The sequence below is a fragment of the Paenibacillus sp. cl130 genome, from assembly GCF_900116035.1.
Classification (GTDB): Bacteria; Bacillota; Bacilli; order Paenibacillales; family Paenibacillaceae; genus Paenibacillus; species Paenibacillus polymyxa_B.
Genome location: NZ_FOYG01000001.1, coordinates 851,174 through 872,204, shown reverse-complemented (window position 1 = coordinate 872,204; position 21,031 = coordinate 851,174). Strand labels below are relative to the sequence as shown.

The window sequence follows — 21,031 nt, the reverse complement described above, 5'->3', positions numbered from 1 at the left end:
AAGAAGGGAATTTTTAAAATGGAATATAAATTAATGCAACCACCTTTTGTCATGAAAGAATACTCTGAAATGAGTAAAAACGAAGCAAAAGAACATTTTAATTGGTTTAAACGACAAATACCTTCACGTTTAGAGCAACTTGGCGCATTTTCACAGATACATCTGGATTATAGTGATCGTTCGCTAATAGATATTTGGGAATGGTATCTAAGGAATGTGCAGATTCAAAGTAAAAGTGCTTCAGAATTAGAAGAGGAGCATTCAGAGACTGAAGAATGGTTGAAGAGCTATATATATGAGAATAAACTCGCCACAAAATCCCAAGCTTTTACACTGGATATTGCCATTTATCTAGGAGAGGTTGTAAAAAGTAATCACAGTGGGTTGGATTGGGGAGTTGTTTTTAAACCCAAGTCGTATGTTAGCCTTAATCGCCCTGTTATCACTGGTTTGACTAAGCAAAAAGATATGGATGTGATCATGATCGTAACGAATAAAATGTATCTGGTTCTAGACGGAGAGCGTAACCCCAATGCTTTATTCGACATTTATCATACATGGGAAGAATTTATTTAAAATCGCCTGACAGGAAGGGATTATGATCTTCGAATCTAATTTGAGTGGGAAGATCGGTAAAAAAGTATTTTGAATATTATATAAGAAACAGTGAGCCGTAACATGTTAACGGCTCTCTTCGTCGTCTTCGGAGTACGCCAAGGGTTCTAAACCTAATTGAAACAGTTTCTCATAACAAGAGAAGTTCATTTTACTAATTTGTATCATCCTCTACATACTCGATAACATCTTGAACATGGCAGTCTAGAGCTTTACAAATTTTATCTAGCGTATCAAATTTCACACCGTCTGTTTCTTCGTTGTAAAGTTTGGTGATTCCGTTTCTATGTAATCCAGTCATGCGGGAAAGCTCGGCAATATTTATTCGTTTTTCGCCCATAATACGGGAAAGATGAATCTTTATCATATTTTCCTCCAGCTAAATGCATTCTATAGTGTTAAAAAGAATCATCAAAGTATTGACAATAAACACTGTTCGATGTATTCTGAAAACAATAAAAATAACACTGTAATGTGCATTTGGTTTATTGAAATGTTATTTGTGAACGTCGTAGTAATATGCTTATCGTACCAAAACGTTTTACAATTAGCAATTAATTATCGTTCAACCACCTAGTTTGAAAAACTACCTGTAGAAGAAAGTATATTGGCAAATAAGAAACTTTGAACAAAGGAATGGAGCGAGGATGTATGACAGAATGGGTAATGGGATTGGAACGGGTATCCATGGTTCAGGGGCCATATGATTTACCTCATATGTATGAAATATCGAAGGAATTCTGTATGACCATCAATACTTCTTTTACCTCGAAAATGGCATACTGTGTTTGCGCCATGTGAAGAAGGTGGAGCAATCATATCATACACATCTTTACCTAGATGGAGAGAGCGGAGGATTGCAACTGGCAGAGGGTGTACAAGGGGAAGTTATGCAAGTTGTCACGGAGATCATCGAACGCTTACGCGCTAAGGATGGACTGACATTTTTATTCGATGAACTGCTGTGGCTACATGGTAGGGGACCCATTGAATTAAACCTTTTCAATAAGAAGGATGAAGTGACCCCAAGTGGCAGACAACTTGCTACGAAATAAATGATTTTTATGCTCTATATCATGGAACTTGTAGAAAAAAATTATGATTTCAGTGAATGTACCAGTTGTTGACTGATAAAAATGAGCGGATACCGAATCAATATGGTCAATTCCACCACAACAGCATCACCAGAGGGAGTAAATCCAAAATCACCTCCCAATAATATGTTTTGCTGCTGCTTTGATGAAGGAAATTCCGGTTCATCCAAGCCATAATGTTCTTTGAATCTCTCTTTCGTTTCATGATCTATGACAAGGTTATCCTGTGCAAAGGTATAGCACATAGGAACACTTAACTGTATTAAAAGAAGTAATGCAACGGGTATAAGCACTTTTTTGCTTTGCATGGTTAGCTCCTAAGATCTCTGTCTTTGACCTCTTAACTTTTGTATCTACCATAATGAAAACAACTTAAAAATGCAACGGAAGAATGAGAAAATAATCCCTTTACAGGATTTTATGACCAGAATATAATGGTAAATAACAGCATCGATCTACATACACTGAGTTATCGGGGTATAGCGCAGTCAGGTAGCGCGCACCCTTGGGGTGGGTGAGGTCGTGGGTTCGAATCCCGCTACTCCGATTTTTATCAAAATGTCCTGCTGATGCAGCTAATGCGTCTGCCGGGCATTTTTTTTGAATATTACATATCCTATCGGTCTATGTCTCTACTGGGTTGTGACGAGCAGTCGTATGCAACGAATGTATGAAGCCACCTCTGCACTGGATTCGGAGGCAGAAGTGGCAAAACAACAATCGCAATCGCTGGCGGAATGGTCTGCTGTATGACTTTTTTAATTTGCCTATACAGATTCCTGAAGGGCTTTAGAAGAAGTGCTGTAATCAGCATAACGGGGAAGCACAATAGTGTAGTATATTCCTACAATAACGGTACAGATCCCAACTAATAAAAACAAGACTTCAATTGAAATAAATGAAGGAAAGCTTATAGCAATGAAACCTAATGTAAGAGACTGGGACAGCATCATTAACGGATTAATTAAACCTTGCACACGTCCCATCATTTGAGGATCTACAATACGAGGAAGCCATCCTCCTATGCCAATGTTAATGAACGGAAGTATCAGTGCAATGACAAAATTGATAATCAGAAAAGCATAGAGGTGGTTGACAAATCCAAGTGTGCACATACCTATTCCGGCTACCAGAACTCCCGCTGCAATCATTTGGTGTAGCTTTAGCTTGGCGGAGATGAGAGAAGCGATTAGGGTACCAAGCAACACACCAGCTCCAAAAATAATACCTGTCCAAACCATATACTGCTCATAGTTGCCTGGAGCTAGCTTATATTTAAGAATAAACATCGGTAAAACGCTAAAACCACCATTTAAAATACCGAACATAAAAAAGCCTGAAACCAACCAAAGCAATAGTCTGTTGCGTAATATGTAAAGAAACCCCTGTTTAAAATCGATCATGACAAGTTTGAATTTTAATTGTTTAAATTGATGTGCCCCGTTCGGAAGGCGTACTTCCTTTGGAATTTTGCAGGAACGAATAAGCAGTGCAGACACAATAAAAGAAATAGCATCAATTAGGATGGCTCCAGTAATTCCAAAGTGCCAGTAGACGACGGCCCCTAGAGTTCCTCCAAATAACATGAAAAGACTCCCCATCATTTGATTGAGGCCTGCGGCAATGGTGTAATCCTCTTCGTTTAATATCCCCTGTATAATGGCACTTTCGGCTGGGAAGAAAAATTTGGAGGCAGCACTACGGATGAAGAGGAGGGCAAATATCAAAGGAATCGAATCGACCCAAATAAAAATAAGCAAACATAAGGATAAAAAAGCGCTGATCCAGTCACAATTAACAGCAATTTTTTGTCGGTCCATCCGATCTGCTAGCACTCCAACCACGAGAAATACTACCAGCATCGGAAGCGAATACATTAACTCGGCAAGCGTTGCATAGTATGGCTGATTTGTAAACCGTTTCAACAAATAAAACATGAATGCAGTAACCCCGATAATTCCTCCCATTTGTGAGGCGAAGGTTGCCAGAAAAAACCTGACATAATTCTTGTTTCTGAGTACTTGTTTTAATCCAGTCACAGTTCCATCCCTTTCGCTTTCAAAGCGGTTTTTAGATGCCTAATTAAAATAATAGTGAAAAGTAGGAATATTGTACAGAAAAGTGACTTTAATGTCACTTTAAGTTTGAATTTGCATCGTATCGGACCCTCTACCTTTTAAATTCTGCTGTTAACGTAATCATATTGGGGTGGACTGGGAAGTTGTTTTCAAAATGGTTTGGCGTAGTATGAGGAGCAACATAAACTTAAATAACCAGCCGTCGGTTGATATCTGACGGCTGGTTATTTAAGTTGCCAGGTGTTTGAGTCTGACTCACAAATGGGTGTCAGTCTTCAATCTTAATGAAGCTAAATCCTCGCCATTTGTAGTGATTACTTTTTTATACCAGTCAAAGCTTTTCTTCTTTTTGTGGAATGGCCTCTTTTAATTGTCCGATATGTTGTCTGAAATAATCCATACGGTAATTGTCTATAATGGGAGGGAGAATTACAGAATAGCCCGATTCATCTCATTTACGCATGGATATGTTGAGAAAAAGGAAATGCTCATAGCTAGAAAACTTTATACAATGGAAGAGGAATAAGAATTGTGAAATTCGACTTTTGATGAAGGATTTCATATAATGTGAGCATATTGTGAACAACTTAAATTGAAGACTTAATAAAAAAATGAAAATGATTTCCGTCCAGCTATGAATTTCAAAATTTGACGGAGGGAACGAGATGACAATGGAAGAGAGCAGCAGACAGGTACCTTGGCAGGCGTATTACGGACCTAATCTAGGTTATGTGCAGGACCAGTATGAAAAGTATGTAGCGGACCCCGGAACAGTTGATCCGGCTTACCGCGAGCTGTTTGATCAATGGGGTGAGCCGCCACAATCCGAATACTCGGCTGCTTCCATGATAGACAACAAATTGCAAGGCCCCCCCACAAGTGCTTTGGGGCACCTTGATTCGAACACATTGCAGAAAGCGGTTACAGCGGGGAAAATGGTGTGGAATATCCGTGAATACGGACATTTAGCCGCCCAAATCGATCCGCTGGAACTGGATGCAGAGCAGGATACACGCTTGCTTAATCCAGCATCTTACGGTTTAACTGAACAAGACTTAAAGGCTTTTCCAGCCTCTTTAATATGGGATAACGCTCCTGCGGGAACACTTAACGGATGGGAAGCCATTCAACGGTTACGTGTAGCATACACAGGTCCGATTGCCTATGAATTTAGTCATATTCATAACGAGGAGGAACGCCGCTGGCTGAACAGCTATGCAGAATCCGGCTGGTCCTCCAAGCCACTCACAACACAGGAACGCAAGTCGTTGCTGGGCAGATTGGTAGAAGTAGAACAGTTCGAAGAGTTTTTGCATAAAACATTCGTCGGACAGAAACGTTTTTCGATTGAGGGTAATGATGTGCTTGTCCCTGTACTCGACGAGATTATTCGTCTAACCACAAATGCAGGAGCAAGTCATGTCCTGATGGGTATGGCGCATCGCGGCCGTTTGAATGTACTGGCTCATGTGCTGGGCAAGCCTTACAGTAAAATTTTCTCTGAATTTCATCATTCGCCGAATAAAGATTTGATCCCGTCGGAAGGTTCCACAGGAATTAACTACGGCTGGACTGGCGATGTGAAATATCATCTGGGTGCTGATCGTTTTGTAAAAGATGGGGGAGCGGTGCAGGCCCGTCTGACATTAGCGAATAACCCAAGTCACCTGGAATATGTGAATCCAGTGGTACAAGGATTTTCACGAGCTGCACAGGAAGACCGCAGTGAGGCTGGTTATCCGAAGCTGGATGTGAGCAAGGCAGCTACAATTATTATGCACGGTGATGCGGCTTTCCCAGGTGAAGGTATCGTGGCAGAATCACTTAATTTCACTAATTTGCGTGGCTTCCGTAATGGCGGCACGGTCCATATTATTGTGAATAATCGTCTGGGTTTTACAACGGAAAGTGTCGATTCCCGTTCGACCCGTTATGCCAGTGATCTGGCTAAAGGCTATGAAATTCCAATTGTGCATGTGAACGCGGATAATCCCGAAGCTTGTATTGCAGCTGCTCGTATGGCTGGCGAATACCGCAATCGTTTCAAGAAGGATTTTCTGATTGATCTGATTGGTTACCGTCGTTATGGTCACAATGAATCCGATGACCCGGAAACAACACAACCGCTGGTATATCGTAAGGTGAAGAATCATCCGACGGTGAGCAAATTGTATACTCAAAAGCTGATGAAGCAGGGGGTTGTGGATGAAGCGTTTAGTGCCGGCCTCATTGAAAAGGTCCAAACCAGACTGAAGGAAGCGCATGAGCATGTGAAGAATCAACCGGAACAAGAGCCGGAAATGACTCCTGTGAAGGCGAAAAAGAATCAGAGTTCTATGGTACGTACTGCAGTGGAATTGAAAAAGCTGCGCCAAATCAATGAAAACTTGCTCAAATGGCCACAGGCTTTTCATGTATATCCGAAGCTGGATCGAATTTTACAGCGTAGAAAAACCGCTCTGAACGAGGGAGAAAAGGTAGATTGGAGCTTGGCGGAGACGCTGGCTTTGGCCACCATTCTCGCAGACGGCAAGCCTATTCGTATGACAGGTCAGGATGCGGAGCGAGCTACATTTGCTCACCGTAACCTCGTGCTGCATGAGCCTGAAACAGGCCGTACACATTGCCCGTTGCATACTTTGCCGGAAGCACGTGCTTCGTTCAGTATTCATAACAGTCCATTGTCTGAGGCATCTGTCCTCGGCTTTGAATACGGCTATAACGTGTATTCTCCTGAAACGTTAGTGATTTGGGAAGCGCAATTCGGCGATTTTGCCAACTGTGCACAGGTTATTTTTGACCAATTCATTTCTGCGGGCCGTGCCAAATGGAGACAGAAATCGAGTCTGGTGATGCTGTTACCGCATGGTAGCGAAGGACAAGGACCAGAGCACACGAGCGCACGTCTGGAGCGTTTTCTCCAGTTGTCCGCACAAAATAACTGGACTGTCGCTAATTTGAGCAGTGCCTCTCAGTATTTCCATCTGCTGCGCCGTCAGGCTGCATTAAGCGAAAGTGAGGAAGCCCGTCCGCTTGTGATGATGTCGCCGAAGAGCCTGATTCGTAATAATCGTGTCGCTTCGCCTGCTTCCGAATTCAGTGAAGGAGCATTCCGTCCTGTGTTGGAACAGCCTGGTCTGGGTGCACGTCCGGATCGTGTAGAGCGCATTGTACTATGCAGTGGCAAGATTGCCATTGATCTCGAAGAAGCATTGGAAAAGGATAAGAATGAGGCAGAAGAGCGTCTGCATATTATTCGTGTGGAACAGCTATACCCTTTCCCGGAAGAGGAAATTCGGAATATCTTCGGCCGCTTCCCGCATGTTAAGGAGTTCGTATGGGCTCAGGAAGAACCTAAAAATATGGGGGCTTGGAGTTACATTGAACCTCGTCTGCGGAATGTAGTGCCACAGGGAGCGGAAATTCGTTACGCAGGCAGACCAGATCGTTCAAGCCCGGCCAGCGGTTATCAGCAAGTACACAGCCTAGAACAACAGCGAATTATTCAATCGGCGTTGAAGCAGGATTCCAAAAACAATATTACACTTGGGAGGTAGCGGCTGTGAGCGATATTATAGTGCCAGCAATGGGAGAATCCATCACGGAAGGAACAATCTCCAAATGGCTTGTGAAGGAAGGGGATTCCGTAGGACAGGGAGATGTTCTACTGGAGCTGGAAACCGATAAGGTCAATCTGGAAATTAGTGCGGAAGAAGCAGGTGTGGTCCAGAAAATCCTTCGTCAGGAGGGAGATACTGTGGTCATCGGTGAAGCTGTTGGCTTGATCGGAAGCGGCAGTGGTGATGCGGAATCAACCGGTGCTGGAGAAGTTGCAGCGACTCAAGCGCCTGAAGCACCGTCCGTAGCGACTTCACCGTCTTCCGTAGGAGGCGGCGTTAAAGCAGAAGAAAAGTCTGCACCGCCTATTTCATCGAATGGCGACGGGAATGGCCAGACCGCATCACCATCCGCCCGGAAGTTGGCGCGTGAGCGCGGGATTGATCTTGAACAGGTACAGGGAAAGGACCCGCTCGGACGTGTTTTCCAGGAGGATGTAAAAACGCATAACAGCGCTGAAGTGTCACGTGCAGCATCTGTACCTGCGTCTCCCGCTACTAGCAAGCCTGCGCCTCCGTCTCCAGCACAAACGGAGTACAGCAAGCCTGTGGAACGCCAGCGGATGTCTCGACGCAGAGCGACGATCGCTAAGCGTCTTGTTGAAGCACAGCAAACAGCTGCCATGCTCACCACTTTTAATGAAGTGGATATGACTGCCATTCTCGATGTGCGTAAACGCCGTAAAGATAAGTTTAAGGAAAAACATGATGTAGGTTTGGGCTTTATGTCCTTCTTTACAAAGGCAGTGGTTGGTGCACTCAAGCGCTTCCCTACCGTGAATGCAGAAATTAATGGCGATGATATCGTACTGAAAAAATACTATGATATCGGGATTGCTGTATCTGCCAAGGAAGGTTTAGTCGTGCCAGTTGTAAGGGATGCTGATCGTCTCGGCTTTGCTGAGATCGAGAAGAGCATTGCAGATTTGGCTGGCAAAGCTCGCTCCAATTCACTTTCTCTGGCCGACTTGCAAGGGGGAACTTTTACTATAACCAATGGAGGTATTTTTGGTTCCCTGCTGTCTACGCCGATTCTCAATACGCCGCAAGTGGGTATTTTGGGAATGCATAAAATCCAACTTCGCCCGATTGCCATCGACGAGGAACGAATGGAAAATCGTCCGATGATGTATATCGCGTTGTCCTACGATCACCGGATTATTGATGGTAGTGAGGCGGTTCGTTTCCTGGTAACGGTTAAAGAATTGCTGGAAGATCCGGAATCATTGTTACTGGAAGGATAAAATAAAGGTAAGTGGATCTTCTCTTTACGTGTATGACAAAAGCAGACTCTTGCGAGTCTGCTTTTTTTCCTGCATAGTTATAACATAAGGCAACTGATATGACAGGCAGTAGATGTAGAGAAGGGCGGGAACTGTTTTGGGCAAAGACTTGCGCTATCCGATAGGATCATTCGTTGTTCCAGATACCATTACAGAAGAACAGCTTATCGCATGGATTCACGATATTGCTGAATTGCCTGCACAACTACGTCAGGCGGTCGAAGGACTGAATGAGCAGCAGCTAAATACGCCTTATCGCGAAGGGGGCTGGACGATTCGGCAGGTAGTTCATCATGTGGCAGACAGCCATATGAACAGCTATATCCGTTTTAAGCTGGCACTGACGGAGGATACACCCACGATCAAGCCATATGATGAGGGGCGTTGGGCCGAAATACCAGACGCCAGGGAGCTTCCACTGGAACCTTCGTTGCAATTGCTAGAAGGACTGCATGAACGGTGGGTGACCGTGTTGCGATCGTTGGGAGAAGATCAGCTACATCGATCGTTTATTCATCCTGAATCGGGCCAGACGATCCGCCTGGAACGAAACATCGGCATCTATGCCTGGCATGGCAAACATCATACAGCTCATATTACTTCCTTGAGAGAACGAAATGCATGGTGATTTTTAAAACTATACCCAAATGAAATATAAAGGAATTAAAAAGAAACCTTCAATCCCACTTTGATCGTGGTTTTAAAGGTTTCTTTTCTTATTTCCTCACAAGGCTGATGACTTGGGCGAGTTTGATTGTTCAGGTGCCTCGAAGGCTCCAGACAATGCGGAAACAGAGGTCACCCCTGTGTTAACATGACGGTCGAGCCAGTCTACGATGTCACTCATCACCTCGTCGCGGTTTGTTTCATGCAGCATCTCATGGCGACCGTCAGGATAGAGGCGATACTCCATGTCCTGAAGCTCTAGGCTTCGATACATTTCCACTAGTGACAACACACCTTTACCGAACAAACCCACTGGATCACGATCCCCGGCAAAAATATAAACTGGCAGTTTGGGATTGATGTGTTTCAGCGAGGAAGGCCAGTGGATTTCTTGCAATAGCCTGAAAAAATCCAGAAAAAAGCCTGTCGTGCAAATAGCTCCACATAATGGGTCATGTACGAACTGATCTACTTCCTCAGGATCACGGGACAGCCAGTCAAACGCCGTACGCACTGGACGAAAGGCGCGGTTAAAGCCGCCAAAGACCATAGCGTTGAGCAGCATGCTGCGATGATCCATTCCTTGCAGCTTGGCTTGCAGTAGAGCAACTTGCTCTCCGAGCTTTAGGAGACCACGTCGTCCGTTGGTTCCCGATAAAATAAACCCGTGATACGTTTGCCTATCATCATACATAATTTTCTGGGTTAAAAAGGACCCCATGCTGTGACCCAGCAAAAAACGAGACTGATCAGGGAATTCCTTAGCCGCAATTTCGCCTAGCTCCAGCATGCCGTTTGCCATTCGATTAAACGCATTAGCTCCCGGCATACCCAGCTTATCAGGATCACCAGCCGTGCGCCCGTGACCGATATGATCGTTGGCATACACACCATAACCGCAACCAGTAAGCTTTTCGGCCAGTCGAATGTAGCGATAGGATGTCTCGCACATACCATGCGAAATTTGAACAATCCCCTTAATGGGCAAATTCTGATCAGGCAGCCAGCGGTAGGCAAAAAGCTCTGTTCCGTCATTTTCAGCGATGGTGAAGGTGTATTCCCGCATAATTAGACATCACATCCTTTAAGCTTTAAGGAAGATAAGATCTAAGTACGGTCATTCCGTCATTCAGCGTGTAACCGCTCAGGTTAGCAGGCAACAGGAAGCAATCTCCAGCTTTACAGGAAAGAGACTCGGTATTATTGTTCCATGTTATGGTCCCACTGCCTTCACAAATCACGAGAATGGTGAAGCTGTCTTCCGTTGTAGAAAGTGCCCAACTTCCATCTACGATACCCTTTTCCACAACAAAATACTCACAGGCAGCCAGCTGGAGCCATTTTCCAGGCTGTAAGCCGTCCGTTTTCATCGTTGTTGCACCTGCACCCTCGTAGGAGGTTACATTGAGGGAATCCTCGATATGCAACTCACGAGGCTTGCCGTCTAGTCCGGGGCGATTGTAGTCATATAAGCGATAGGTAGTATCCGAATTTTGCTGGATTTCAGCAACGACAACGCCTGCACACAGTGCATGTACGGTTCCGGCGGGAATGAAGAACGTATCGCCTGCTTCGACTGGAACCTGGCGCAAACTGCCGAGGATGTCCCCACTTTCAAGAGCTGTGCGCAGACTCTCGCGAGTTACACCTTCGGTCAGACCATAAATAATCTTGGCATCTGGCTTGGCATCAAGCACGTACCACATTTCAGTTTTCCCTAATTCTCCGGCTGGAAGTCCTGCGTAATCATCTGTCGGATGCACCTGAACGGATAAGTCATCATTACAATCCAGTAGTTTAATCAAAAGTGGAAATCGTCCGCCTTTTTCCGATACACCCTTGGCCCCGAGCCAATCCTGCCCGTAGGTCTCGCGGATTTCATCCAGTCCTTTGCCTGCCAGCTCACCATTGATGACCGTTGTTGTTCCGTTTGGATGATCGGCAATCATCCATCCTTCACCGATATGTCCTTCTGGTGGGGTTAGACCAAATTGCTCTAAGGCCCGTCCTCCCCAAACTCTCTCTTTGAACTCAGGTTGAAATTGCAGCGGGTATGGCTTTAGCATAATTTCTCTCCTCCATAATGAGTAATGAGTGCGACCTAACAGAATAGGGAAATCAATAACGTGCCGCTGGGGCAATAAACTGGGATGAATAGAGCCCAAACGAGCTTGAAAAATGATATATGTAAGGCGGCTAAAAAAGCCGCTCATAACCTGAGTTTAAAATCCGACATTATTTCTTCTCAACCGCCACTACGTAAGGCGAAGCGGCTCGTTGTAATTGACGATAAATAATGCTTTGACTGCTGGAGACCGGGAGAGCTGAAGCCCATTGAAGGACGGCTTCTGCTTCTTCGCTGCCTCCAGCATGCCCTGGATAGAGTACGGCAGTCAGAATGCCGCGTGGTCGCAGCAATTGTAAGGCAGCATCAAGTGCGACGAGCGTGCTGTCTGTATGGGTGATGACAGTAGGATCGGCGCCTTCGGAAGGCAAGTAGCCGAGGTTAAACATGACCGCAGCGACTTTGCCATGCAGCATGTCCGGAACGGCCTCCTGCATTTGCTCATGACCTTGTAGCAGTAGCGATACTTCTGCTAATGAAGGCGAAGCGTTTTCTTCCAGTCGACGACGGGCGCAATGCAGTGCTTCTTGCTGGATGTCGAAGCCATAGACATAGCCCCGTTTGCCAGCAACTTTTGCCAGAAACAACGTATCTGCTCCTGTGCCGACGGTGGCATCTATAGCAGTATCACCTGGCTGCACCCGCGCGGCCACCAATTGATGAGCGTAGCTCAGGACGGATAGGAACCCCATTTAAGGTTGCCTCCAGTATTTTCCCTGCCACGTTTCACGTGACTTCAGTTCATGATCGATGGCATTAAGCACTTCCCATTTTTTAAGCGACCACATGGGTCCCACTAGCAAATCGCGTGGGGCATCTCCGGTTAACCGATGAACGATCATTTCGGGAGGTAAAATCTCCAGCGTATCAACTATCAGCTTAACGTATTCGTCCTTTTCCAGAAAGCGTAGCAATCCCGCTTCATACTGCTTGACCATGGGCGTTTTGCGCATGAGATGCAGCAGGTGGATTTTGATGCCCTGCACATCCATAGCCGCTACTGCACGTCCCGTATCGAGCATCATTTCATGCGTCTCTTGGGGCAGACCATAAATAATGTGGGCGCACACGCGGATATTCCGCTTGCGCAGCTTTTCCACCGCATCCAGATAGCATTGAGTATCATGAGCACGGTTAATCAGCTCTGAGGTCGATTCATGGACAGTTTGCAGCCCCATTTCGACCCACAGGTACGTGCGTTCGTTTAGCTCGGCAAGGTAATCCACTACATCGTCAGGCAGGCAATCAGGACGTGTAGCGATGGACAGACCGACAACGCCGGGCTGCTCCAGAATAACCTCAAAGTATTCTCGCAGTTCCTCAACCGGGGCATACGTATTAGTGTAGGCTTGGAAATAGCCAATATATTTGGCGTTTGGCCATTTTAGATGCTGCCGATCCCGAATCGTATTGAACTGGGTGACCAGATCATCACGACGACGCCCAGCAAAATCACCCGATCCACGTGCGCTACAAAAGGTGCAACCCCCTTTAGCGATGGAACCATCGCGATTCGGACAGGTAAAACCCGCATCCAGCATGACTTTGAACACTTTATTTTGAAATTGCTCACGCATTTCGTAATTCCAAGTATGGAACCGTTTATCTCCCCACAGGAGAGGAGCAGGCAATAAATCTGTTTTCATGGGTGTACTCCTTTTTTTACGATCACCCTATTGTAACAAAAATCAGTCTTCATTGGGAATCATTTGACCGAACAAGTCAATAAAATGTGCGGATTTTATGGCGTTGCGGATTGAAAAAGGTTACACAATATGTTATATTGTAAGCGGTACCAGACATACAATAAAAGGACTGTTTTCGATCCTGAAGATAAAAGTTATCCGTTGCTAATGATTATTCTTCAGGGAGGCAGCTATGCTGTTTCTATCGCCTGTTTTAGGGTAAGTGCACGTCGGTTCCATCACAAATAACCCGTGAGGTGATCTTTTATGAATGCGCAGGATAAGACGCGTATGGATAAAGTTACTGTTGAGTTAACCTTTGATGAGGCGTTGGCATTGACTGGTGTCCGTTTTGGGCAGGATCGTCAGATTGGAACGACCGCACGTCAAAAAATCAGAGCGGCTTGCCAAAAGACAATTGATTTTTCACCTGCTGATGGGGTAGACTATGAACAATTAAATTAGTTGGACCCCAATCCAAATATATTGAAAAAGGAATTTCATTTCCGTATCTTCAAGCGGGGGGTGAAATTCCTTTTTCCTTGATAACAGAGTATATGGAGGAGTAACATGCGTTTACGCGGAAGAAAAGGAATACGGGAAAGTCTGGAAGAACAGCAGGATCTAGTCATCTTGGAGCCGGCACAGTATAAGGGGAAATGGCAGCAGGTTTTTGATAATGATCGTCCCATTCATGTGGAATTCGGTATGGGTAAAGGGCAATTTATAAGCCAAATGAGCTTCCGGAATCCGGAGGTTAACTATATTGGCTTTGATATGTATGATGAGCTGGTTCGCCGTGCAACAGAAAAGTCTCGTCTGGCCTGGAGTAATTCAGAGGTTGATACGCCGCCTAATATTAAATTGGCACTGGCAAACATTGAACAGATCGAGAATGTTTTTGAACCAGGAGAGATTGAACGCATTTATCTGAATTTTAGTGATCCCTGGCCTAAAGCCAAGCATGCACGTCGTCGTTTAACGCATCCTCGTTTTTTGGACAAGTACCGTCAGCTTTTGAACAGCAAAGGACAAATTCATTTTAAGACCGATTCGGAGACACTGTTTGAGTTTTCTCTGAATTCATTTGCAGATAGCGGTTTGCAGATGACGAATATTTCGTTAAACCTTCATCGTGAGGGGATCAACGAGGAGCATGTCATGACGGAATATGAACAAAAGTTCATGGGCAAAGGTATGAATATTCATCGAGTCGAGGTGCTGATCGGCAAAGATGCTTTGGAAGAGTACGGAAAAACACGTCTCGAAAAGTATGGGAAATAAAAACAGATCAAACGGATAAAATAAGACAGGGTGCTTCCTTTTAGGAAAGCACCCTGTTCGGTTCCAGTATATCCAGAATACTCTGTGCGCTCTGAAGAGGATAATATCGCGCTACATTATGGACGTGCTCCTGTCGCTTGCGGACGATTTCTGGAAAATCGTGTAGCAGTCGGTTCATCCATTTAACGACAACATCCAGCGAAGTAATCGGTTCTCCGAAGCCTTGAGCCGTAAAGTATTGACAATTTTCCTCCTCCTGTCCAGGGAGAGGTTTGTGAAACAGCATCGGAATCCCTTTGGCCAATCCCTCGGTGCATGTCATTCCGCCGGGTTTGGTGATGAGCAGATTCGATACCTCCATTAATTTGTCGATTTCCCGTGTAAATCCGAAGATATGAATATTTGGATGATTAAACCTAGGATCCAATTGCATTTTACGACGAATTTTATCATTATGCCCCAAACAAAAAATAAATTGAATGTTTTCTCTCCACTGAGTAAGCGAACGATGTATGACTTCGTCATTCATAAGGCCCCAGCCGCCACCCATAACGAGTACGGTCGGGATGGGTTTAAGTCCAAATTGTTCTCTAATTTCATCGTGCCCAGGATGTTCCCAAAAATTTGGATGAACGGGAATGCCGGTCACCTGGATTTTCGAGACGGGTACTCCGCGCGCGCGCAGCTTACGCATGACTTCAGGCGTAGATACAAAGTACCGGTCAACCTCGGGACTAATCCATGTTCCATGTGCATCGTAGTCTGTAATGACAGTACAAAGCGGAACATGTAAACCTAAGCGCTTCAAACGTGAAATTACCGCGCTTGGGATGGGGTGAGTACATACCACCAAATCGGGACGAAGCTGCCGGAGAATGTTTCGGGTCTGCGTGTAGAACAGACGGTGCAAAGCGAGCGTTGTAAGACGGTTTAATGATTTTTTGTACTGATGACGGTAAACCAATCCGACTAGGCGAGGCTGCGATACAACAGTCTTCTTGTATGCTGTAATAATAAGCGGGGCCATTCTTGGATTCAAAAAACTCCCCAGCTCCAGCACTCTTGTCTGCACATTCGGAGAAAGCTTCCGCAAACTGCTTGAGAGCGCGTAGGCAGCTTGAGTATGTCCGGCACCGAAACCTTCCGATAATAATAACACTCGTTTTTTAGCCACTCTCATTTCACCTGTTCCTGCTGGGATGTTCTCAATCATACCATATCGGCTTTAAGGCCAGAATGCAACCGTTCCTATTGCTGCAGACGTTCCGATGACCGCTCCTGCGAGTACATCCGTTGGGTAGTGGAGACCCAGATAAATCCGAGAAAAACCTACAATTGTCGCTACAGGCAACAGCAGCAGTGTTAGCATCGGTGACTGTAGCATAAAAGGCACGGTAGCTGAAAAAATAGCGGTCGTGTGCCCTGAGGGAAAAGAATGGTCCGACAAGGGGTTGCGGAATGTATTTGTACCTGGTAGCGCCAAATACGGGCGAATCCGCGGATACAGCCTTTTAACGATAGCTACGGGGATGTGACTGACCCCGAGAGCGATGGCTCCCTTCATACCGGAATCTTTCCACGGATTCGGAGCGAGCCACCAAATAAGGAGTGTGGAGGCTATAGTAAAGGTAGCCCCACCTAAATGTGTGAGATAATAAAGCCAGAAGTTCAAAAAACGGTTGTGTAAGCGTCCGTTGATCCATTTGAACAACTGCTGCTCCAGATTTACAAGTTTTACGACTAGACGTTGCATTTGGTTTCCTCCGGTTGCCGGTTCAGGTCAGTCGGCAAATATTTTGAGTCATTTTGACATAATCAGACCATAAGTAATTATTCTCTTGCTCTCATCATATTTTTAAACGCTGTTCATTTCAAGAATCACTAAAGATTCATAAATTACTTGGTTCAATTCTACACAAAAATGTTAATGGAATATAAGCCGAATTGTATAACTTTCTTTGCGTTCATCCGTCTAATAAGATAGAGTGTTTAGAAGTGGTTGCTAATTGGCCCACAAAAAGGAGGGACCAAAGAAATAAAAAGTTAGCAAATGGATGAAAATAAGACCTAAGCGTCATGAATGAGAAGCCCAGCGCCGCATTCCCGGTTCAAACGGGAGTTTGTTGTGTTTTTTTGCTGCTGAGACCAGTTTAAGGGCTTTGACAAAAGATTGAAAACCAACGAAAATCGTAATGGCATTCCTGTGTCAGCCAAAAGGGGGCTGCGCACAGCCAATGAAGAAAGCAAGGGTCGGGTCAAAAACTACAGAAAAGGCGCGCGAAGCGCCGCAACTTGCGCTACACAGATAGAAAACAAACAAACGCAAGATTTTAAGGGGTATAAAAAGGGGGTAACAAGAGATCATGTTAGACGCTATTTTCGTGACGCTCCAGATCATACTGGCGGTGATCGCAGTCTATCAGTTTGCATTCTCCTTGTTCGGATTGGTTCGCAAGAAAAGGAAAGAGCACGCGGCTCCAGAAAAATCATTTGCCATTTTAGTCGCTGCCCACAATGAAGAACAGGTTGTCGGAGCATTGATGGAAAATTTGAAGCAACTTGATTATCCGAAGGAACTTTACGATGTGTTCGTAATCTGTGATAACTGTACAGATAAGACTGCGGACATCGTTCGCGCTCACGGCATGAATGCTTGTGAACGTACGAATCCGAATCTGCGTGGTAAAGGCTACGCTATTGAGTGGATGCTCAAGGAATTATGGGCTATGCCGCGCCAATATGATGCTATTGTCATGTTTGATGCTGACAATTTGGCGCATACCAATTTCTTGAGTGAAATGAACAATGATCTGTGTACAGGTGCCCGTGTTATTCAGGGGTACATTGATACTAAGAATCCTGAGGATTCTTGGATTACAGCGGCATACGGGGTATCTTATTGGTACATCAACCGTTTGTGGCAGCTGTCACGTCACAATCTGAACATGGCTAATTTCCTCGGTGGTACAGGCATGTGCTTTGAAACAAATCTGCTTAAGGAAATGGGCTGGGGTGCGACAAGTCTGGTAGAGGATTTGGAATTCACCATGCGCTGCACACAGTGCAACGTATATCCAAGATTTAATTACGATGCCAAGGTATATGATGAAAAGCCGTTGACATTCAAGGCCTCGTCAAGACAGCGTCTGCGCTGGATGCAAGGTCACTTCACTGTTGCTCGTCGTTATTTCTTCCCGTTGCTGTGGCAAAGTATCAAGCATAGAAGCCTGATTAAATTCGATATGGCTCTTTATGGTCTGAACGTGTATATCGTACTGCTCACCTTCTTGATGACAGTAGCGATGTGGATAGATATCGCCTTCTTTGGTGGACCTAATATCGAGAACATCTATGTACAGTTACCAGCTTGGACTGGTGTTATAGCTATTGGTCTGAATGTTGCTACTTTTGTGATCGCAATGATTTTGGAAAAGGTCACATTCAAAAAAGTATATCTGTACTTATTGCTGTTCCCGATCTATGCGATTTCGTGGTATCCGATTACGGTCTATGCGTTCTTTACACAGAACAATAAGCAATGGAGCCATACCCAGCATACGCGTGTCGTTCGCTTGGAAGAGGTTCAAAGTAAGCAAGGTTAATTGGACGGTGAAATAGGACTGAAGATCGGTGTCATTCATTTTTCATTAAAGGGTTGACACCACGATTGCACCGTGATAAGATATTCGAGTATGTTAATTGAAAAGATGGATTAACAAGTAGAAGGTCCGACTTCTCACCTGCCCGGTATTGCCGGCTGGTCATGATCCAATGATTTGTGAATTGAACTTTCATGATGAATTGAGTATCAGACAGGGATGTCGGCTGTGTAGTCGTCATCCCTTTTTTGTGCTTAAACACAATACAACAATAACAGGTTCTGGAGGTGGAGGGTTATTAGTAAGGAACATATGATCAATGATGAGATTCGGGTGAGAGAAGTACGTCTAGTTGGTGCGAATGGGGAACAAATCGGGATTACACCGACGCGTGAAGCTTTGCAAATGGCGATTGACGCAAACTTGGATCTCGTGAACGTGGCGCCTCAAGCGAAGCCGCCCGTGTGTCGGATTATGGATTACGGAAAATTCCGCTATGAGCAACAGAAGAAAGAAAAGGAAGCCCGTAAAAACCAGAAGATCGTTGACATCAAAGAGGTATGGTTCCGTTCCAACATCGAGGAACATGACTACCAAACCAAGTTTCGCAATGTGGTGAAGTTCCTGAATGAAGGGGACAAGGTGAAATGCTCCGTTCGTTTCCGCGGTCGTGAAATTACTCATGCTAATGTGGGTCAAAAAATTCTCGAACGTGTGAAATTGGAAGTTGCTGATCTTTGTACCGTGGAGCGCCAACCCAAGCTCGAAGGACGCAGCATGATTATGATATTGGCTCCAAAGAGTCAATGACAAATTAAGGAGGAAGTTCAATGCCTAAAATGAAAACACATAGCAGCCTTAAAGGCCGCTTCAAAATTACCGGTACTGGTAAAGTAATGCGTTACAAAGCTTACAAAAACCATTTGCTTTCCCACAAATCCAAACGTGCAAAACGCGTTCTGGGTACTAACCCTGAGATGGCACCTGGGGACGTTAAACGTCTGAAACAAGGTCTCGCTAACCTGAAATAGCACTAGTACTGCAATGAATGAAGTATAAACATTATTTGGGAGGTCTATTGATATGGCAAGAGTAAAGGGCGGATTCGTCGTTCGTCGTCGTCATAAAAAAGTATTGAAGCTTGCTAAAGGTTATTTTGGTTCCAAACACCGCATTTTTAAAACAGCTAACGAGCAGGTAATGAAATCGCTTGTTTACGCATACCGTGACCGTCGTCAGACGAAACGTAACTTCCGCAGACTGTGGATCGTGCGTATCAACGCAGCAGCTCGTTTGAACGGTTTGTCTTACAGCAAATTGATGCACGGCCTGAAATTGGCTGGTGTGGACATTAACCGCAAAATCTTGGCTGATCTTGCAGTCAATGATATTAATGCATTCAACTCTTTGGCAACTGTTGCTAAAGGCAAAATCAACGCTTAATTATTAATAATTAAGCGTGGAAACCGCGAAAGTGGTAAAAGGTATCCCAAGCAGTACGCTGTGTAGGGATGCCTTTTTTTGTACATACTCAATGTTACGGTAAAGACTTCGTTTTCTCCAAAATACGAATAAATATGACGTGAGATGGAAGAATGTATGTTTTTTTTAACTTTGCAGCGCTTACATTGATGGGATTTTAAAAAAAATTGACCCAAGGTTATTAATTGTCTAGATTTTAGCCGATCATAATTGTATAATCTCTAAAGTAAGTCTTCTGTACGATCTGTCTCGTCAGTAAATGGCATGCATGAGCATGTACATGTTCAAAGAAAAGAGACAGTCCAGGGATCTAACACTAAGGGGGAACAGTATCAGCATGAAGAAAATGTTCAGTATGTCTTTGGTTATGCTGCTGGCGATCTCGGTCATTCTCGCAGGCTGCGGTAACAAAAATCAAGGTGCGTCCAACGCAAATGGTGGAGACACAGGTGGTTCTGCCAAAACATCGAATGTCCAAATTGGCATGGTTACAGATGTGGGTGGAGTAAACGACAAATCGTTTAACCAATCTGCTTGGGAGGCACTACAAGCCACTGAGAAAGAATCAGGCGCTAAAGTTAAATACCTGCAAAGTAAATCCGATCAAGATTATATTCCTAACCTGAACCAATTTGTTAAGGGTGATTTTAACTTGACTTGGGGAATCGGTTTTAATCTGGCGAATGCGATTGGACAAGTAGCGAAAGACAACCCAAGCAAAAACTTGGCGATCATTGACAGTGTCGTGGATGCGCCTAACGTGAAATCGGTTGTTTTTGCTGAAAATGAAGGTTCCTTCTTGGTGGGGGTTGTAGCTGGTAAACTTACCAAAACAAACAAAATTGGTTTTGTGGGTGGACAAGACAGCCCGTTGATCAAACGTTTTGAAAAAGGATTCGAAGCAGGAATTAAAGCTGTAAATCCAAATGCAAAATTGGAAGTTAACTACACAGGTGCATTTGATAAGCCGGACCTGGGTAAAGCAGCAGCTGCGACGATCTATAACAGCGGTGCGGATATTATTTTCCATGCAGCTGGCGGATCTGGTACAGGTGTATTTAACGAAGCACTCGCACGTAAGCAACAAGGGCAGCAAGTATGGGTTATTGGCGTAGATAAAGACCAATCGCTTGAGTTTGGTGACGACGTAACATTGACTTCGATGGTAAAACGTGTAGATGAAGCTGTAAAACGCGTATCTAAAGAAGTGATTGACGGTAAATTTAAGGGCGGTGTCGAGACACTGGCTCTGAAGGATAATGGTATTGGTTTGGCAGACACATCAACGAAAAACGTACCTAAAGACGTGCTTGATCTTGTAGAACAATACAAGCAAAAAATTATTAAGGGCGAAATTACAGTTCCTTCGAAATAAGTTTTGCTTGAAGAACATATAGGTGGCGACAAGGCTGGTTCATAAGACTAGCCTTGTTCTTACGTCTGGAGTTATATGGATTATAACGGGCAAAATCAGCTCATTGGAGCACATACTATAAAGTGTAT

At 44.7% G+C, this 21,031-nt stretch carries 20 protein-coding genes, 1 tRNA gene and 1 pseudogene; 13 read left to right on the top strand and 9 right to left on the bottom strand.

The window, feature by feature from the left end:
* The first annotated feature begins 18 nt into the window (after positions 1-18).
* The gene (locus BM358_RS04085) at positions 19-576 is read left to right on the top strand and encodes a hypothetical protein (RefSeq protein WP_049828508.1); all 558 of its coding nucleotides are present in this window, start codon (positions 19-21) and stop codon (positions 574-576) included.
* A 193-nt stretch (positions 577-769) separates the two neighbouring features.
* Here the strand turns inward: BM358_RS04085 and BM358_RS04080 are convergent, their stop codons facing one another.
* Positions 770-982 (bottom strand): helix-turn-helix domain-containing protein, encoded by a 213-nt coding sequence (locus tag BM358_RS04080; protein WP_016820594.1) that lies wholly within the window; start codon positions 980-982, stop codon positions 770-772.
* Positions 983-1,266: 284 nt separating this feature from the next.
* On the opposite strand from BM358_RS04080, the pseudogene BM358_RS04075 reads away from it, so the two are divergent.
* Positions 1,267-1,670 (top strand): annotated as a pseudogene (locus BM358_RS04075) (hypothetical protein).
* Positions 1,671-1,711: 41 nt separating this feature from the next.
* Here BM358_RS04075 and BM358_RS04070 read toward each other — a convergent pair.
* The gene (locus tag BM358_RS04070) at positions 1,712-2,017 is read right to left on the bottom strand and encodes a hypothetical protein (RefSeq protein ID WP_023987743.1); all 306 of its coding nucleotides are present in this window, start codon (positions 2,015-2,017) and stop codon (positions 1,712-1,714) included.
* 165 nt (positions 2,018-2,182) lie between these two features.
* Between BM358_RS04070 and BM358_RS04065 the strand changes: the two genes are divergently transcribed.
* Positions 2,183-2,256 (top strand) — tRNA-Pro (locus BM358_RS04065).
* 220 nt (positions 2,257-2,476) lie between these two features.
* Here BM358_RS04065 and BM358_RS04060 read toward each other — a convergent pair.
* Positions 2,477-3,748 (bottom strand): MFS transporter, encoded by a 1,272-nt coding sequence (locus BM358_RS04060; protein ID WP_028542973.1) that lies wholly within the window; start codon positions 3,746-3,748, stop codon positions 2,477-2,479.
* Positions 3,749-4,452: 704 nt separating this feature from the next.
* Here BM358_RS04060 and BM358_RS04055 point away from each other — a divergent pair.
* The 3 genes from BM358_RS04055 to BM358_RS04045 all read left to right on the top strand — a co-directional run bounded on the left by BM358_RS04055 (position 4,453) and on the right by BM358_RS04045 (position 9,315).
* On the top strand, positions 4,453-7,344 hold the full coding sequence (locus BM358_RS04055) for a 2-oxoglutarate dehydrogenase E1 component (RefSeq protein WP_023987745.1): 2,892 nt from the start codon (positions 4,453-4,455) through the stop codon (positions 7,342-7,344).
* A 5-nt stretch (positions 7,345-7,349) separates the two neighbouring features.
* Positions 7,350-8,648 carry a 2-oxoglutarate dehydrogenase complex dihydrolipoyllysine-residue succinyltransferase gene (odhB, locus tag BM358_RS04050; protein ID WP_028542972.1) on the top strand — a complete coding sequence of 433 codons (1,299 nt, stop codon included), beginning with the start codon at positions 7,350-7,352 and terminating at the stop codon, positions 8,646-8,648.
* Between the two features lie 136 nt (positions 8,649-8,784).
* Complete coding sequence (locus BM358_RS04045) at positions 8,785-9,315, top strand: YfiT family bacillithiol transferase (RefSeq protein WP_023987747.1); 531 nt, start codon at positions 8,785-8,787, stop codon at positions 9,313-9,315.
* Positions 9,316-9,411: 96 nt separating this feature from the next.
* On the opposite strand, the gene BM358_RS04040 is transcribed toward BM358_RS04045, so the two are convergent.
* From BM358_RS04040 to BM358_RS04025, 4 genes are all read right to left on the bottom strand, one after another.
* The gene (locus tag BM358_RS04040; RefSeq protein WP_023987748.1) at positions 9,412-10,419 is read right to left on the bottom strand and encodes an alpha/beta fold hydrolase; all 1,008 of its coding nucleotides are present in this window, start codon (positions 10,417-10,419) and stop codon (positions 9,412-9,414) included.
* 25 nt (positions 10,420-10,444) lie between these two features.
* On the bottom strand, positions 10,445-11,419 hold the full coding sequence (locus tag BM358_RS04035) for a type I phosphomannose isomerase catalytic subunit (protein WP_023987749.1): 975 nt from the start codon (positions 11,417-11,419) through the stop codon (positions 10,445-10,447).
* Positions 11,420-11,588: 169 nt separating this feature from the next.
* Entirely contained in the window at positions 11,589-12,170 is a 582-nt protein-coding gene (locus BM358_RS04030; RefSeq protein WP_028542971.1) for a tRNA 5-(aminomethyl)-2-thiouridylate-methyltransferase MnmM, read from the bottom strand.
* The gene (locus tag BM358_RS04025) at positions 12,171-13,124 is read right to left on the bottom strand and encodes a tRNA modification radical SAM protein MnmL/YtqA (protein ID WP_028542970.1); all 954 of its coding nucleotides are present in this window, start codon (positions 13,122-13,124) and stop codon (positions 12,171-12,173) included.
* Positions 13,125-13,430: 306 nt separating this feature from the next.
* On the opposite strand from BM358_RS04025, the gene BM358_RS04020 reads away from it, so the two are divergent.
* Together BM358_RS04020 and trmB are read left to right on the top strand one after the other, a co-directional pair.
* Entirely contained in the window at positions 13,431-13,628 is a 198-nt protein-coding gene (locus BM358_RS04020; protein ID WP_013309373.1) for a hypothetical protein, read from the top strand.
* 105 nt (positions 13,629-13,733) lie between these two features.
* On the top strand, positions 13,734-14,447 hold the full coding sequence (trmB, locus tag BM358_RS04015; protein ID WP_028542969.1) for a tRNA (guanosine(46)-N7)-methyltransferase TrmB: 714 nt from the start codon (positions 13,734-13,736) through the stop codon (positions 14,445-14,447).
* 40 nt (positions 14,448-14,487) lie between these two features.
* On the opposite strand, the gene BM358_RS04010 is transcribed toward trmB, so the two are convergent.
* Positions 14,488-15,627, bottom strand: a complete 1,140-nt coding sequence (locus BM358_RS04010) for a UDP-N-acetylglucosamine--LPS N-acetylglucosamine transferase (RefSeq protein WP_028542968.1) — start codon at positions 15,625-15,627, stop codon at positions 14,488-14,490.
* Between the two features lie 45 nt (positions 15,628-15,672).
* The gene (locus BM358_RS04005) at positions 15,673-16,200 is read right to left on the bottom strand and encodes a phosphatase PAP2 family protein (protein WP_013309376.1); all 528 of its coding nucleotides are present in this window, start codon (positions 16,198-16,200) and stop codon (positions 15,673-15,675) included.
* A 610-nt stretch (positions 16,201-16,810) separates the two neighbouring features.
* On the opposite strand from BM358_RS04005, the gene BM358_RS04000 reads away from it, so the two are divergent.
* From BM358_RS04000 to BM358_RS03980, 5 genes are all read left to right on the top strand, one after another.
* Positions 16,811-18,049: a glycosyltransferase family 2 protein gene (locus tag BM358_RS04000; protein ID WP_023987754.1), complete on the top strand. Its 1,239-nt coding sequence runs from the start codon at positions 16,811-16,813 to the stop codon at positions 18,047-18,049.
* Between the two features lie 309 nt (positions 18,050-18,358).
* The gene (gene infC / locus BM358_RS03995; protein WP_013309378.1) at positions 18,359-18,856 is read left to right on the top strand and encodes a translation initiation factor IF-3; all 498 of its coding nucleotides are present in this window, start codon (positions 18,359-18,361) and stop codon (positions 18,854-18,856) included.
* Between the two features lie 20 nt (positions 18,857-18,876).
* On the top strand, positions 18,877-19,077 hold the full coding sequence (rpmI, locus tag BM358_RS03990) for a 50S ribosomal protein L35 (RefSeq protein WP_013309379.1): 201 nt from the start codon (positions 18,877-18,879) through the stop codon (positions 19,075-19,077).
* A 52-nt stretch (positions 19,078-19,129) separates the two neighbouring features.
* The gene (rplT, locus tag BM358_RS03985; protein ID WP_007429517.1) at positions 19,130-19,489 is read left to right on the top strand and encodes a 50S ribosomal protein L20; all 360 of its coding nucleotides are present in this window, start codon (positions 19,130-19,132) and stop codon (positions 19,487-19,489) included.
* Positions 19,490-19,865: 376 nt separating this feature from the next.
* The gene (locus BM358_RS03980; protein WP_023987755.1) at positions 19,866-20,903 is read left to right on the top strand and encodes a BMP family lipoprotein; all 1,038 of its coding nucleotides are present in this window, start codon (positions 19,866-19,868) and stop codon (positions 20,901-20,903) included.
* The last annotated feature ends 128 nt before the right edge of the window (positions 20,904-21,031 follow it).

Coding starts and splice junctions, on each gene's coding strand:
- BM358_RS04085 (WP_049828508.1), top strand. CDS start 19: ATGGAATATAAATTAATGCAACCACCTTTTGTCATGAAAGAATACTCT.
- BM358_RS04080 (WP_016820594.1), bottom strand. CDS start 982: ATGATAAAGATTCATCTTTCCCGTATTATGGGCGAAAAACGAATAAAT.
- BM358_RS04070 (WP_023987743.1), bottom strand. CDS start 2,017: ATGCAAAGCAAAAAAGTGCTTATACCCGTTGCATTACTTCTTTTAATA.
- BM358_RS04055 (WP_023987745.1), top strand. CDS start 4,453: ATGACAATGGAAGAGAGCAGCAGACAGGTACCTTGGCAGGCGTATTAC.
- BM358_RS04040 (WP_023987748.1), bottom strand. CDS start 10,419: ATGCGGGAATACACCTTCACCATCGCTGAAAATGACGGAACAGAGCTT.
- BM358_RS04035 (WP_023987749.1), bottom strand. CDS start 11,419: ATGCTAAAGCCATACCCGCTGCAATTTCAACCTGAGTTCAAAGAGAGA.
- BM358_RS04030 (WP_028542971.1), bottom strand. CDS start 12,170: ATGGGGTTCCTATCCGTCCTGAGCTACGCTCATCAATTGGTGGCCGCG.
- BM358_RS04025 (WP_028542970.1), bottom strand. CDS start 13,124: ATGAAAACAGATTTATTGCCTGCTCCTCTCCTGTGGGGAGATAAACGG.
- BM358_RS04020 (WP_013309373.1), top strand. CDS start 13,431: ATGAATGCGCAGGATAAGACGCGTATGGATAAAGTTACTGTTGAGTTA.
- trmB (WP_028542969.1), top strand. CDS start 13,734: ATGCGTTTACGCGGAAGAAAAGGAATACGGGAAAGTCTGGAAGAACAG.
- BM358_RS04010 (WP_028542968.1), bottom strand. CDS start 15,627: ATGAGAGTGGCTAAAAAACGAGTGTTATTATTATCGGAAGGTTTCGGT.
- BM358_RS04005 (WP_013309376.1), bottom strand. CDS start 16,200: ATGCAACGTCTAGTCGTAAAACTTGTAAATCTGGAGCAGCAGTTGTTC.
- BM358_RS04000 (WP_023987754.1), top strand. CDS start 16,811: ATGTTAGACGCTATTTTCGTGACGCTCCAGATCATACTGGCGGTGATC.
- infC (WP_013309378.1), top strand. CDS start 18,359: ATGATCAATGATGAGATTCGGGTGAGAGAAGTACGTCTAGTTGGTGCG.
- rpmI (WP_013309379.1), top strand. CDS start 18,877: ATGCCTAAAATGAAAACACATAGCAGCCTTAAAGGCCGCTTCAAAATT.
- rplT (WP_007429517.1), top strand. CDS start 19,130: ATGGCAAGAGTAAAGGGCGGATTCGTCGTTCGTCGTCGTCATAAAAAA.
- BM358_RS03980 (WP_023987755.1), top strand. CDS start 19,866: ATGAAGAAAATGTTCAGTATGTCTTTGGTTATGCTGCTGGCGATCTCG.